General features: G+C 70.4%; 13 protein-coding genes. 2 read left to right on the plus strand and 11 right to left on the minus strand.

All coding sequences use genetic code 11. The features are described from left to right. Positions 1 to 484: 484 nt before the first annotated feature. Entirely contained in the window at positions 485 to 898 is a 414-nt protein-coding gene (locus ACFY0T_RS38985; RefSeq protein WP_388882076.1) for a DUF6069 family protein, read from the plus strand. A gap of 73 nt (positions 899 to 971) precedes the next feature. Here ACFY0T_RS38985 and ACFY0T_RS38990 read toward each other — a convergent pair whose 3' ends face one another. The 9 genes from ACFY0T_RS38990 to ACFY0T_RS39030 all read right to left on the minus strand — a co-directional run bounded on the left by ACFY0T_RS38990 (position 972) and on the right by ACFY0T_RS39030 (position 9,510). Continuing rightward, on the minus strand, positions 972 to 1,619 hold the full coding sequence (locus ACFY0T_RS38990; RefSeq protein ID WP_388882079.1) for a CoA transferase subunit B: 648 nt from the start codon (positions 1,617 to 1,619) through the stop codon (positions 972 to 974). After that, entirely contained in the window at positions 1,616 to 2,371 is a 756-nt protein-coding gene (locus ACFY0T_RS38995; protein ID WP_388882081.1) for a CoA transferase subunit A, read from the minus strand. The genes ACFY0T_RS38990 and ACFY0T_RS38995 overlap by 4 nt, the downstream gene beginning before the upstream one ends. 36 nt (positions 2,372 to 2,407) lie before the next feature. After that, complete coding sequence (locus ACFY0T_RS39000) at positions 2,408 to 3,160, minus strand: SDR family oxidoreductase (protein WP_388882084.1); 753 nt, start codon at positions 3,158 to 3,160, stop codon at positions 2,408 to 2,410. After that, positions 3,157 to 4,128, minus strand: coding sequence for a fumarylacetoacetate hydrolase family protein (locus tag ACFY0T_RS39005; RefSeq protein WP_388882087.1), 972 nt, complete (start codon positions 4,126 to 4,128; stop codon positions 3,157 to 3,159). The genes ACFY0T_RS39000 and ACFY0T_RS39005 overlap by 4 nt, the downstream gene beginning before the upstream one ends. 107 nt (positions 4,129 to 4,235) lie before the next feature. Then, positions 4,236 to 5,174, minus strand: coding sequence for a VOC family protein (locus ACFY0T_RS39010; RefSeq protein ID WP_388882090.1), 939 nt, complete (start codon positions 5,172 to 5,174; stop codon positions 4,236 to 4,238). 11 nt (positions 5,175 to 5,185) lie between these two features. After that, positions 5,186 to 6,193, minus strand: coding sequence for an amidohydrolase family protein (locus tag ACFY0T_RS39015; RefSeq protein ID WP_388882093.1), 1,008 nt, complete (start codon positions 6,191 to 6,193; stop codon positions 5,186 to 5,188). After that, entirely contained in the window at positions 6,190 to 7,374 is a 1,185-nt protein-coding gene (locus tag ACFY0T_RS39020; protein ID WP_388882096.1) for an FAD-dependent oxidoreductase, read from the minus strand. Before ACFY0T_RS39020 ends, ACFY0T_RS39015 begins: the two co-directional genes overlap by 4 nt. Positions 7,375 to 7,567: 193 nt before the next feature. Beyond that, entirely contained in the window at positions 7,568 to 8,530 is a 963-nt protein-coding gene (locus tag ACFY0T_RS39025; protein WP_388882099.1) for a cyclase family protein, read from the minus strand. Beyond that, complete coding sequence (locus ACFY0T_RS39030) at positions 8,527 to 9,510, minus strand: fumarylacetoacetate hydrolase family protein (protein WP_388882102.1); 984 nt, start codon at positions 9,508 to 9,510, stop codon at positions 8,527 to 8,529. Before ACFY0T_RS39030 ends, ACFY0T_RS39025 begins: the two co-directional genes overlap by 4 nt. Before the next feature lie 132 nt (positions 9,511 to 9,642). Here ACFY0T_RS39030 and ACFY0T_RS39035 point away from each other — a divergent pair, with 132 nt between their 5' ends. Further along, complete coding sequence (locus ACFY0T_RS39035; RefSeq protein ID WP_388882105.1) at positions 9,643 to 10,557, plus strand: LysR family transcriptional regulator; 915 nt, start codon at positions 9,643 to 9,645, stop codon at positions 10,555 to 10,557. A 166-nt stretch (positions 10,558 to 10,723) separates the two neighbouring features. Here the strand turns inward: ACFY0T_RS39035 and ACFY0T_RS39040 are convergent, their stop codons facing one another. Next, a complete protein-coding gene (locus ACFY0T_RS39040) occupies positions 10,724 to 12,046 on the minus strand; it encodes an MFS transporter (protein ID WP_388882108.1) in 1,323 nt (440 codons plus the stop codon). 317 nt (positions 12,047 to 12,363) lie between these two features. Beyond that, positions 12,364 to 13,497: an ABC transporter substrate-binding protein gene (locus ACFY0T_RS39045; RefSeq protein ID WP_388882111.1), complete on the minus strand. Its 1,134-nt coding sequence runs from the start codon at positions 13,495 to 13,497 to the stop codon at positions 12,364 to 12,366. Positions 13,498 to 13,609 lie beyond the last annotated feature (112 nt).

The raw sequence follows: 13,609 nt of genomic DNA on the forward strand, positions 1-13,609 counted from the left end.
TGTACTCGCGATCTTGCCGTCGGTGTCGAACTTGAACGCAGATGTAGGTGTTCCGGTACTTCTGGGCGCCGCCGGTCATGACGTGGTCGGATTCGAGCCGGGCGATGACGGTGTCCGAATCACGGTTGGTCCAGATCTCGTGAATGGGAAACCGTAGTCCCAAGTGCGCCCCGGATGTGGTCGTTGCCGCGACGCGATCACGAGGGCAGGGGCGAGGGCGAGGTAGGGGATAGCCGAGGCGTCGGAGGGCTTGACTGCGAAGTTGGCATGGGCCGCGCCGGGGAGCCTGGAGAACCACAAGTTTGCCCCGCGCCTGGTCCCCACCATCGAAAGTGGGCCTCGATCAGGCCGTCGGTGGGGCCCGGCGACTGCGGCCGGTTCGGGTTCACGCTTGAAGTTTCAAACGGATTCGGCCAGACTGTCGTTTGACGCTTCAAACGTTCCCTTGTGGAGCTCTTCCCGTAGTCGCCTCCCTGGAGTTGCCATGTCTGTTGCCTCTGACGCAGTCGCCGTCCGCCGTGGTCCGCTCGCTGTGGCGGGAGGTGTGCTCGCCGCGATCGTGGTGGCCTCCGTGGCTGAAGCGGTGCTCGCCCTTCTCGCCCTGGCCGCGGGCGCGCCCGACGACTTCCGGCCGCTGAAGGCGTCCTCGTACATCTTCCTGACGGCGGTCGGGGTGGTGGCGGGTGCCGTCGGCTGGGCCATGGTGCGCAAGATGTCGAAGGACCCCGAGGCGCTGGTGCGGTGGCTGGTGCCGACCCTCGTCGTGGTGTCCTTCGTTCCCGACTTCCTGCTCTTCGGTGACGGCGGTGCGACCGGCGTCGGGGCGCTGCTCCTGATGCACGTGGTGGTCGCGGCGGCCGCGGTGTTCACGTACCGCAAGGTCATGCCCCTGTCGTAGGGACGCTGACAACAGACGGAAAACGTCGGGCGGGCAGAGATCACGGTCCCTGCCCGCCCGACGCGTGCACGGCTCAATGCCTCCGGATCAGAGGCGCGTCGGTGCGGTCGGCGATGTCCTCGGCGGTCATACCCGGCGCGCATTCCACGAGGGCGAGGCCCTCGGGCGTGACGTCGAGGACGCCGAGGTCGGTGATGACGCGGTGGACGCACCGTTCGCCGGTGAGCGGGAGGGTGCACTCCTTGACGATCTTCGGGCTGCCGTCCTTGGCAGTGTGCTCCATCAGGACGACGACCCGGCGGGCGCCGTGAACGAGGTCCATCGCGCCGCCCATGCCCTTGACCATCTTGCCGGGGATCATCCAGTTGGCCAGGTCGCCGGCGGCGGACACCTGCATGGCGCCGAGCACGGCGGTGTCGATGTGGCCGCCCCGGATCATGCCGAACGACAGGGCGGAGTCGAAGAAGGAGGCGCCGGGCAGGACGGTGACCGTCTCCTTGCCCGCGTTGATGAGATCCGGGTCGACCTCGCCCTCGTACGGGTACGGGCCGGTGCCCATGATGCCGTTCTCCGAGTGCAGGACCACCTGAACGCCCGGCGGGAGATGGCCGGGGATGCGGGTGGGCAGGCCGATGCCGAGATTGACGTAGGAGCCGTCGGTGAGTTCGGCGGCGGCGCGGGCGGCCATCTGGTCGCGGGTCCAGCCGGTGGGCGTACTCATGCGCGTACGGTCCTCTTCTCTATCTGCTTTTCGGCGGCCTGAGCAGTCGTCAGCTCCACCACTCGTTGCACGAAGACGCCCGGCAGGTGCACCTCGTCGGGGCTCAACTCGCCTGGTTCCACGAGTTCTTCGACCTCGGCGACGGTGATGCGACCGGCCATCGCCGCCAGCGGGTTGAAGTTGGCGGCCGACTTGCGGAAGACCAGGTTCCCGTGATGGTCGCCGCGCCAGGCCCGCACGAGGGCGAAGTCGGTGGTGATCCCGTGTTCCAGGACGTACGTGCGGTCGGCGAAGTCGCGGGTCTCCTTGGGCGGGGAGGCCAGGGCGACCGTGCCGTCGGCCGCGTAGCGCCAGGGCAGTCCGCCGCGGGCGACCTGTGTGCCCACCCCCGCGGGGGTGTAGAAGGCGGGGATGCCCGCTCCGCCGGCGCGCAGCCGTTCGGCCAGCGTGCCCTGCGGCACCAGCTCCACCTCCAGTTCGCCCGACAGGTACTGGCGGGCGAACTCCTTGTTCTCGCCCACGTAGCTGCCCGTGACGCGGGCGATCCGGCCGTCAGCCAGCAGGACTCCCAGTCCGCGCCCGTCCACACCGCAGTTGTTCGACACGACCTCCAGGCCGGTGGCGCCCTGGGCGTGGAGGGCCTGGATGAGTACGTCGGGGATGCCGCTGAGACCGAAGCCGCCGACGGCCAGCGACGCGCCGTCGGGGATGTCGGCGATCGCCTCCGCGGCGCTCGCGCGGACCTTGTCCATGGGTGAGAGGGCCTTTCTGTCGTGCGTTGCTGCTGCTCAGGCGTCTGCGCGCAGGGCGTCCGAGATCGACTTGGCGCCGCCGTGCGCGGTGAGGCCGCCGTCGACCGGGATCTCCGCTCCGGTGATGAAGGACGCGTCGTCGGACAACAGGAACACCACGAGCGGGGTGATGTCTTCGACGGTCCCGGTGCGGCCGAGCGGTGTCTCGCGGAGGTTCGCCTCGCGGAACGCGGGCGCGGCGGAGGCGGTCATGTCGGTCTCGACGAAGCCGGGGTGGATGGTGTTCACGCGGATGCCGCGGTGCCCCAGTTCCATGGCGGCGGTCCTCGACAGCCCGCGCAGCGCCCACTTGCTGGCCGTGTACGCGACGGGGTAATGGGCGGTCAACGCCGCCGACGACCCGACGTTCACGATCGACGCCCCCGCGCGCATCAGCGGCACCAGGTGCTGGATGCCCAGAAGCGGACCGGTCACGTTGACCGCGTGGACCCGGGCCATGTCCTCGGGGCGTACGTCGTCGATGCGGGCACGCCAGGTGACGCCCGCGTTGTTGACCAGGCCGTGCACCTGCCCGTATGCCTCGCGCAGTTCGGCGGCGAGTTCCCTCCAGTCCTTCTCACTGGTGACGTCGAGGCGGCGGCAGCCGGGTGCCTCCGCCACGTCGGTGGCGATGACCCGGGCACCCTCGCGGGCCAGTGCCTCGGCCTCCGCGGCACCCTGGCCGCCAGCCGCGCCCGTCACCACGACGACCTTGCCGAGCAGCCGCTTGGGACGGAGGTCGCTGGTCACGGCCGCTCCCGGGAGCGACGCCGGGCGGCCGCGACCGGCACCGGATCCGAGCCGGTCACCACGGTGTTGGAGACGGAGCCGATGCCCTCCACGGTGAGCGTGACCGTGTCGCCGGGCTTCAACGGTGCCGGGTCCTGCCGGCCTCGTATGCCCCACAGCTCGGCGAGGCAGCCGCCGTTGCCGCAGGTGCCCGAGCCGAGGACGTCGCCAGGGCGCACCCAGGTCCCGCGCGAGGCGTAGGCGACCATCTCCTCGAAGGTCCAGCTCATGTTGGACAGCAGGTCCTTGCCGACCACCTCGCCGTTGATCTCGGCGGTCAGCGCCAGCCGCAGGAAGCCGTCCTTGTCGCGGTACTTCTCCAGTTCGTCGGCGGTGACGAGGTAGGGGCCCAGGGTGGTGGCGGTGTCCTTGCCCTTGCATGGGCCCAGGCCCACCCTCATCTCGGCGGACTGCAGGTCGCGGGCGGACCAGTCGTTGAGGACGGTGTAGCCGACGATGTGGTAGCGGGCCTGCTCGGGGGTGAGGTCGCGGCCCTCCCTGCCGATCACCGCGGCGACCTCCAGCTCGAAGTCGAGCACGCTCGACCCCGGCGGCACGGGGACGTCGTCGTGAGGGCCGTACACCGCGTACGGGTTGGTGAAGTAGAACGTCGGCGCCGCGTACCACTGCTCGGGCACACCGGCTGCCCCGTCCACGGACCGCCGTACGCCCTCGACGTGTTCCTCGAAGGTGACGAAGTCCCGCACGGTGGGCGGCTGGAGCGGCGGCAGCAGTCGTACGTCGGAGACGTGGGGACCGGCCGGGACGTCGAGCATCGCGGAGCCCGCGTCGAGCAGCTCGGGCAGGCCGCCCCCCTCGGCAAGCAGGCCGGTCAGTGAGCTGACGCCGGGCAGGGGGTAGAGCGTGCCGTCCGCTTCGACGACGGCCACTCGGCGTCGGTTGCGGTACTCGTATGTGGCGAAACGCATGGGAGGGGTCCTGTCGGCGGGAGGGCGGGTTGAACGAGACCGGGGACGCGGGGGAGTCAGGGCATGACAGGGCTGCCGCGCCCCCGGCGAACGGGGGGCCTGGCAGGTCAGACCGGCGGGGCCACGAAGCAGCCGTGGTCGGGGTCGTTGAAGGACTCCTTGGCGACCAGTTCGTTCATGGGGTTCGCGGTGCCCCACTGGTCGGTGACCTCGGGCTGGGAGAAGTCGTAGACGTGGGGGTGCCAGGTGTCCTCGTCCAGCAGCTCCAGCTCCGTCGTGTACTCGACGGTGTTGCCGTGCGGGTCGAGGAAGTAGGTGAAGGTGTTGTCGCCCGCCATGTGCCGGCCCGGGCCCCAGACCTTCTGGAAGCCGGCCCGCATCACGCGGCCGGAGCCGCGCATGTACTCGTCCAGGCCGCGCATCTCGAAGGAGACGTGGTGCAGCGAGGTGTGCGGGCCCTTGGCGATGGCCATGGAGTGATGCTGGTTGCTGATCCGCATGAAGTGCATGACGTCACCGACGTGGGGTGAGCTGAGCGTGTCGGAGTGGCGGAAGCCGAGGTGGCGCTCGTACCACTCGCGGGTCTTGTCGAGGTCCGGCGAGTTGAGGACGACGTGCGACAGCTTGACCGGGATCGACTCCTTCTCCTCGATCCTGCGGTGCTGCCTGACCTCGACGTCGGCGGAGACCTCGATGGTGCGGCCGTCGACGTCGAAGAAGCGGAAGCCGTAGCCGCCGCCGGGGGTGTCGACCTTGCCCGGCTGGGAGATCAACTGGACACCACCGGCGAGCAGTTGCTCGGCCAGAGTGTCCACGTCCGCCGCGCTCGCGGCACCGTAGGAGACCAGGTCGAGGCGCTTCTCGTCGGCCTTGCGCAGCCGTACAACGTACTGCTCGGGGCTGCCCTCGGCGGCCAGGAAGGAGATGCCGGAGTCCTCGGCGACCTGGGTCAGGCCCCAGACGCCGGCGTAGAAGTCGAGCTGCTTGTCGTAGTCGGGCACGGCGAGGTCCACGTGCCGCAAGTGAGTGAGCAGGCGATTGCTCATGGGGGTCCTCCTCAGGCGAGGTTGAGCAGGGCAGCGGCGTTTCCGCCGCGGACGGAGTGGAAGTCGTGGTCGGGCAGGTCCGCTGCGCGCAGGGTGCCCAGCGGGTCGTCCGTGCCCATGTCGAAGGGGAAGTCGGAGCCGAGCAGCACCCGTTCCGGGCCTGCGGCGCGGATCAACTCCCGCAGTACGTGGGGGTCGTGGACGAGGGAGTCGAAGTACAGCTGCCTCAGATAGCTGCTCGGCTCGCGTGAGCAGCTCTGGGCGTCGGGGCGGACCCGCCAGGCGTGGTCGGACCGGCCGATGTGGGTGGGCAGGTAGCCGCCGCCGTGCGCCGCGATCAGCTTCAGGCCCGGATGGCGGTCCAGGACGCCGGAGAAGATCAGGTGGGAGAGCGCGACCGCGTTCTCGGTGGGCTGGCCGACGGTGTTGGACAGGTACCACTGGTCCAGGCGCTCGTCGAGCGTGCAGCCGAACGGGTGCAGGAAGACCAAGGCGCCCGTCTCCTCCGCCCGGGACCAGAGAGGTTCGTACGCGGGATCCGACAGCTCGTGGCCGGGTGCGTGCGAGGAGATCTCCACGCCCTTCAGCCCCTGGTCCAGCGCGTGGTCGAGCAACTCGACCGCGAGGCCGGGATGCTGGAGCGGGACCAGGCCCAGGCCGTGCAGCCGGTCGGGGGCCTTGGCGCAGTGTGCGGCGGTGCCCTCGTTCGCCAACCGGCAGATCTGCACGGCCAGTTGCGGCTTGGCCCAGTAGTGGTAGTGCGACGGGGACGGGCTGACCAGCTGGATGTCCACGGCCTGCGCGTCCATGGCCGCCAGGCGCACGGCGGCATCCGTGAGCTTCGGCACGCGCGCGCCGACCATCGGACCGTTCACGGTCAGGGCTGCCGGGCCGTTGCGGCGGGTATCCAGGCCCTGGGCCTTGGCGAGGCCGGGGTGACCGGCGACGGCCTCCTCGACCTCCGGGAGCAGGAGGTGGGCGTGGACGTCGATCGTCGGAAGCGACTGGGGGTCGGTCACGGAAGTTCCTTCAGCGCGCTCAGGGTACGGCCCATCAGCCCGGGCACATCCGCGTCGCGCACCCCGTCGAGCAGCCACTGGCCGAGCTGCACGGAGGCGTCGACGACCATGCGCACGCGGGGCAGCCGTCGGGCGTGGTAGTCGGAGAGGAGCCGGTCGAGGGACTCGGCGTCCCAGTCGTCCCGGCCGGTCAGCAGTTCGGCGAGGACCAGGACGTCCTCCAGGGACATCGCGGCGCCCTGGGCGAAGGTGGGCGGGCAGGCGTGGGCGGCGTCCCCGACCAGCACGATGCGGCCGCGGTGCCACGGGCCCTCCACCAAGTGCCGGTCGAACCAGGTGTAGTTGACGACCTTCGGGTCGGTGAACGCGGAGCGCAGCTCCTCCCACGCGCCGCCGTAGCTCTCGCTGAGCGCCCGCATCTCGTCGGCGTACGCGTCCGGGTTCAGCGTGGCCCGGTCGCGGGCCCTTTCGACGAGGTACGTGTAGACCGTGTCCTCGCTGGTCGGGCAGTACCCGGCGATGAAACATCGGCCGCCGTAGATCATCTCGGTGCGGCGGACCCCGGCCGGGCGGGGCGCGGGGGCGCGCCAGATGCCCATGCCGGTGGGTTCGGGCTTGTCGGTGATGCCGATCATCTCGCGGGTGGCGGAGTGCAGCCCGTCGGCGCCGACCACCAGGCCGTAGCGGCGGCTCGTGCCGTCCGAGAAGGTGACGTCCACGCCCTCGCCGTCCTGCTCGAACGCGGTGGCCGTGGTGCCGAGTCGGACGTCGGCGCCCGAGGCGCGCACCTCGTCGATGAGGAGCTGCTGGAGCCTGGGCCGCTGCATACCTATGTGTGCGGGCAGGTCGTCGCCGCCGGTACGGAGTTCCTCGTGGGCGTGCAGCACGGTGCCGTCGGGGGCGAGGACGGCGACGCCCTCGGCGGCGTAACCGTCCTTCTCGATGCCGTCGAGGACTCCGACCTCGCGCAGCACGCGCAGGGCGTTGCCCTGGAGGGTGATGCCGGAGCCTGCGGAGGCCTTCCAGTCGGGGCTGGCCTCGACGAGGTCGACGGCGAGGCCGGCCCGGCGCAGCAGGACGGTCAGGGCGTTTCCGGAGGTGCCTCCGCCGACGACGAGGACGATGGGGGTCCCCCCGGCCTGAGGCTGGGGGAGGGTGGGGCTGGTGGGGTTGTCAGCCATGTCGGGGATACCTCCCGAGGTTGGGCCGCGCGACTTCGGGCGGCGGGGGTGCGGCTCGCCCGCTGGGAGTGCGGGCCAGGGGTGGGGACGGGGTGCGGCTCGCCCGCTGGGAGTGCGGGCCAGGGGTGCTGCGAGGTACGGGCCGGATGCGCCGCTGCTGTCCGAGGAAGGGCGCATCCGGCGGCTGAGCGGGTTACTTGACGGCGATGGGGTTGACCGGGGAGCCGACGGCGCCGGTGATGGGCAGCGGTGCGGCGGTGAGCCAGAACTCGTATACGCCGTCGGCCGTGCAGTCGGCGGCGAGGGTGTCGAGGTCCCACATCTCGCCGATCAGCAGGCCCACGTTGGGGATGACGACCTGGTGCAGCGGCTGGAAGGCGTTCTCGAACTCGTTGGGCCGCACCTCGAAACCCCAGGTGTCGGTGGCGATCGCGGCGATCTCGGTGCCGTGCAGCCAGCCGGCGGTGGTGAACGACAGCCCCGGCGCGGGCCCGCCCGCGTAGTCGCCCCAGCCGTCGCGCCGGGCGCGGGCGAGGTGGCCGGTGCGGACGAGGACGATGTCGCCGCGGCCGAGGGTCACCCCGTGCGCCTCGGCGGTCGCTGTCAGGTGCTCCTCGGTGATCGCGAACCCGTCGGGCAACTCGCCCTCGGTGCCGATGACTTGGCCGACGTCGAGGAGCACCCCGCGCCCGGCGACGTACGGCGCCATGTGCTCGATGCCGGTGATGAGGTCGCCGTCGGAGGTGACGACCTTCTCGGCCGCCCGTCCGTTCCACGCCTTGCCGTGGTCGAAGATGTGGCCGAGCCCGTCCCACTGGGTGGAGCACTGCAACGGCATCGCGATCACGTCGTCGGCGCCGCCGATGCCGTGCGGGAAGCCCTGGTTGCCCAGGGCGGCGTCGGTGCCGGTGTCGAGCATGGTGTGCACGGGGTTCGTCCGCCGACGCCAGCCCTTCTGCGGGCCGTTCATGTCGAACCGCTGCGAGAGCGAGAAGCTGACGCCCCGGCGGACCAGTGCGGCTCCCTCGCGGCGCTTGGCCTCGTCGAGGAAGTTGAGAGTGCCGAGCACGTCGTCCTCGCCCCAACGCCCCCAGTTGGAGTACGCCTTGGCGGCCTCGACGATCGTGCCCTCCGGGTCGTGGCGGTCCAGGCTCATGCCGACGTCTCCGCCACACAACGGGTGCGCTGCACGCCCAGACCGGTGATGGACCCCTCCATGACGTCACCGTCGCGCAGCAGCCGTCCCCAATGGATGCCGTTGCCGGCCGGGCTGCCGGTCAACACCAGGTCGCCGGGGAGGAGTTGAGCCGTCTGCGAGGCGTACGACACCAGCCGTGCCACGCCGAAGAGCATGTCCTTGGTGGACTCGTCCTGCATGGTCTCGCCGTTCAGCTTGAGGGTGACCCGCAGGTCGCCGGGGTCCGCGATCGACCCGGCCGGGACGAGCCACGGGCCGAGCGGGGTGAAGCCGGGGGCGTTCTTGCAGCGCAGCCAGTCGGTGCCGATGGCCGGCATGTCCCGTCGGAAGACGGTGGCGCGGTCGGTGAGATCGTTGGCGATCGTGTACCCGGCGACGTACTCCAGAGCCTCCTTGACGGACACCCGGTGGGCCGGCTTGGCGATGACAGCCGCCAGCTCCAGCTCCCAGTCCGGTTTTTCGGCCCATGCGGGGAGTACGACGTCGTCGTACGGGCCGGCGATGGTGCTGGGCAGGCCGATGAACACGTACGGCAGGTCCTCGGCGGCCCGGCGGTCCATGACCGCGGCGATCTCCGCGCGCGCCTCGTCCACGGTGCGCGGGTCGTCGGGGGAGCGGTGGGCGACCTCGAGGTCGATCACGTGCTGCCGGTAGTTGGCGCCGGACTGGAAGATCTGGCGGGGCTCCAGGGGGGCGTGCACCCGCAGGCCCTCCAGTGGCCGCCAGTCGAGGGTGTCGTCGCCCGCAAGGGAGTGCAGGACGGGGAGGATCTCCTCCCACCGCTCCAGCACGGCACGCACGTCGGACGGCGCCCAGTCCAGGGCTCTGGTCAGATCGAGTACCCGGTCGTTCGCCAAGAGGCCGGGGAACGGCTCTCCGTCCGGAGTCGAGAACGTGCCGAGCGCGAACGGGCCGGCAGGTTGCACGAGTGTTGCCATGAGATGTCCTCCTGCTGGGATGCGGTCTACTCTGGCCGCGATCGGCGAATCACGGAAATCAATCCTGTGGATGCGCCGAATCCATGGCATGGATGGTGCGTGGATGGCTCGTGCTTGCATTGGTGGTGCCTGGTGAACCTGTCCCGACTCGACCTCAATCTGGTCCTCGCCCTGCGTGCGCTGTTGGAGGAGCGCAACGTCACCCGGGCCGGCGAGCGCGTCGGGCTGAGCCAGCCCGCGATGAGCGCGGCGCTGTCCCGGCTGCGCCGCCATTTCGACGACGAATTGCTCGCCCGCACCGGCAACAGCTACGAACTGACACCGCTCGGTGTCGCCCTGCGGGATCGCAGCGCCACCGCGTGCGACCTGCTGGAGCGCGTCTTCTCCAGCCAGGCCGACTTCGACCCGGCCGCCGAGGCCCGCGAGTTCACGCTGCTCGCCTCCGACTACGGCGCGGCCGTGTTCGGCGCCGCGCTCGCCCGCGCCCTGCACGAGGAGGCCCCCGGCATCCGGCTCACCTTCCGGCACCCGGCGCCCTCCATCGAGGAGAACACCGCCGCCCTGCTGAGCACCGTCGACGGACTGCTGATGCCGCACGGCGTCATCGACGGCTTCCCCGCCGTCGACCTCTTCCAGGACCGCTGGCTGTGCATGATCGCCGACGACCACCCCGAGGTGGGCGACGCACTCACCCTCGACCAGCTGGCCCGCCTGCCCTGGGCCGTCTACCAGCGTCCCTACGACGCCCCGGTCGCCCGCCAGCTCAGCATGATCGGCATCAGCCCCCGGGTGGAGGTGTCCGTGCAGACCTTCCAGCTGTTGCCCTACATGGTCGAGGGCACTCGCCGGATCGCGATGATCCAGGAACGTCTGGCGCGTGGAGCGGTCCGCTCCGCCGCGGTACGCGTCCTGCCCTGCCCCTTCGAGGCGGTACCGGTGCGGGAGGCGATGTGGTGGCACCCGCTGCACGCCCAGGACGCGGCCCACATCTGGCTGCGGCAGAAGGCGGCGGAGTTGGGGGCGAAGCTCACGAAGAACTGTCCGTGAGCATCGCACGGTGCTGCGGGCTGGGCAGCCGGTCTGCACCGCCGTGGGCAGTCGTTCCGCAGGGCGGAACGGGTGGGCAACGGACTGCAGCGCCGGGCAACCGCGCATCACGCGCCGACGGCAGCCGACGTTGCTTTGGCGTAGCCAGCGCAGCGCACCCGCGTCCTCAGGCCAACTGCTCCGGCAGCGGCCGGGGATCGACGGCGCCCACCCGGCGCCGGGCCGCCCACAGCCCCGCCGCGACGACCGTGGCAGCGAGCCCCAGCACGCCCACCGCACCCGCAAGACTCCCGACCGCCGACTCCCCGGCGAGCAGCACGAGCGGGCAGACGAACTCGCCGCCGAAGAAGGCCGCCATCCACAGCCCCGTGCCGCGGCCGCGGTCCTCGAAGGCCAGGCGGGACATGGCACTGGTGAGGAGGGCGGGCAGCAGCATGCCGGTGCCCACGCAGTTGACGACCGCCCCGATGACCAGCAGCGGGGCGTTGCCCGCGAGGAACATCACCCCGAATCCGACCGCGCACACCGCGAGAACGGCGGGCAGCATCGGGTCGGGGGAGCGCCTCAGCCGGGCGAAGGTGACCGCTCCGCCCACGGTGGCGGCACTGGCGATCGCGGTGGCCAGACCGATCACTCCGGAGTTCTCCACCCCGAGGTCGTCGAGCAGGTACGACATCTCCACCGGCACGGTGTAGAAGACCATCGCCCCGAAGAAGGTGAGGGCACAGATGCCCGCCAACTGCCGCCAGGGGAACGGACGGCGGGTCTCTCTTTCGGCCCGGGTCTCCCCTCCGACCCTGATCTCCTCTCCGGCCCGGGTCTCCGCCTTGGCCAAGGCCTCGTCGGCGGCCGCGCGGGGCGCCGGGTTGGGCAGGGCGGTGGCCATCAGCGGGGCGAGCACCAGGCTCACGGCGTACACCCAGAAGGGCACACGCCAGCCCGCCGAGCCGGCGGCGCCGCCGAGCACGAAGAAAACGGTGGCCGACGCGGAGGCGCACATGGTCTGCAGAGCGAGGTACTTCACCCGCCGCTGACCGGTGTAGTAGTCGGCGATCAGAGTGGTGCAGCACGTCATGATCGCGGCCTCGGTGACCCCGACCAGGGCGCGGCTTGCGATGATCGCGCCGAGCGAGTCCAGCCAGAGCGGCGCCGTTCCGAACACGGAGTACAGGACGGTCGCCACGATCAGCAGGCGCTTGCGGCCCAGCCGGTCCACGATCACCCCGGCGAACGGGGCCAGCAGCGCCAGCGCCAGCGCCGGAACGGTCAGCGCGAGGGGCACCAACGCCTTGGCCCCGGGGACCGAAGCGAAGTGGTCCTGCATCTTCGGCAGCACCGGGGCGATCAGCACCGCCCCCAGGATCGGCAGACAGCTGCCTGCCATCAGCAGGGTCACGCGCAGCAGATGGGCCGGGCCCGAGACGGCCACGGGTGACGGAGCAGCGTCGTCGACCGCGGTGGGAGACGGCGGCGGAACGGAACCGGGCATGGCGACTCCAGGGACGGTGTACGGGAGCGGGCATGCCTTTCACGGGCGCCTACGGCGCACGGCATGCTGAGGACGGCCGCACGTCAGCGGCTGATCCGGACAGCGGCGTGCGGGTAGGGACGACTATGGGTCGTCGGGCACCCGGTCGCCATCCTCCGCGCGATCCGAATCCCGTATCCGGCTCATCCACGCCGTGGATGAGCTTGACCCGCGCTCTCGGGACCACGTTCTCTCGGGAACCAACCACGTGGCATGCCGCGGAGCGGGTCCGCCGTCGGTGTTCCGGCGGACCCGCTCCCTGATGTTCTGAGCAGCGGTCAGAAGGCTCCGGGTGTGCGGCCGAGGGTGCCCGAGGGGTCGCCGGGGTCGGCACCCTTGACCTGGCCGAAGTAGAGCTCGACCTGGGAGCGGAAGCGTTCGACGGCGCCGCGGTTCCTCATGAACTTCGCGAAGGCGTCGGGGTCGGTGTTCTTGTACGAGGCCAGCGGCTCGAGTCCGGTCGGCGGAGCGATGTCCTTGCGGACGGACCAGGTCCAGGTGGCGATGGCGTCCTTCTGTGTGGCCTGGGAGTCGAGCCAGCTTAGGAAGAGCTTGGCGCCGGCCTTGTGCGGGGCCTGCTTGAAGATGGCGCCGCGCTGGGCCCAGGAGTTGAAGCGTTCGGTGTTCGAGAAGACCTGGGTGCCCTTGGGCCGGGCGTCGCCGCCGACGGCGACGGAGGCGAGGTAGTCGCCGCTCGCCACACCGGCGGCGGACCCGGGCACGCCGCGGATCAGCTTGGGGTTCTGCTCGACCAGCTGCGCCAGGTAGTTCCACCCGTACTTGTCGACGATCTGCTTGTAGCCGAACAGGACGGCGTCGTCGTCATTGGGGTAGGTCAGGATCAGCTTGTTCTTGTACGCGGGCTTGAGCAGGTCGGTGCCCTTGAAGTCGCCCGGCTTCGCGGGAAGCTGCTGGGTGTTGACGACGTAGGAGAAGGCGCCGTAGAAGACGCCGGTGTAGTAGCCGTCCTCGTCCTTGGCGTTGGCGAAGATCTCGTCCCAGCCCACCGGCTTGTACTTCAGCAGGTCGCCCTGCTTCTTCCAGCGGTCGAAGTCCTGGGTGGTCTGCAGGATCGCGGCGTCGGCGACGAGGTGGCCGGTGGCGAGCTGGTTGTCGATGCGGGCGTCGTGGTACTTGCTCAGGTCGGTGACCAGGTGCAGCTCGACGTCCGGGAACTGCTGCCGGAACGCGGCGGCCAGGCTGTCCCATTGGCCGGGGGCGTCGCCGCCCATGTAGACGGTGACCTTGCCGCCCTCCGCCTTGGCCGCTTTGTAGAGGGCCTGGAGCTGGTCCTGCTCGCTCATGGCGGTGTGCCGGTGCGCGGTGGTGTCGGCCATGGCGGTCGTGGCGACGGCTGTCAGGGCCAGGGTGGTGGCGATGGCCGCGCCGATCAGCTTGTTCCTGTGCTTCATGGCGATGTGCTGCCTCTCTTATGCGAGCAATCGTTTGAGTTTTCAAACGTTGCGTTGCGGTGCACGCTACGCCTGAAGGTTTGAAGATTCAAACAGTGGCTGGCTAAAGTGT

The sequence above is a fragment of the Streptomyces sp. NPDC001530 genome (assembly GCF_042894545.1).
In the GTDB taxonomy this organism is placed as follows: Bacteria; Actinomycetota; Actinomycetes; order Streptomycetales; family Streptomycetaceae; genus Streptomyces.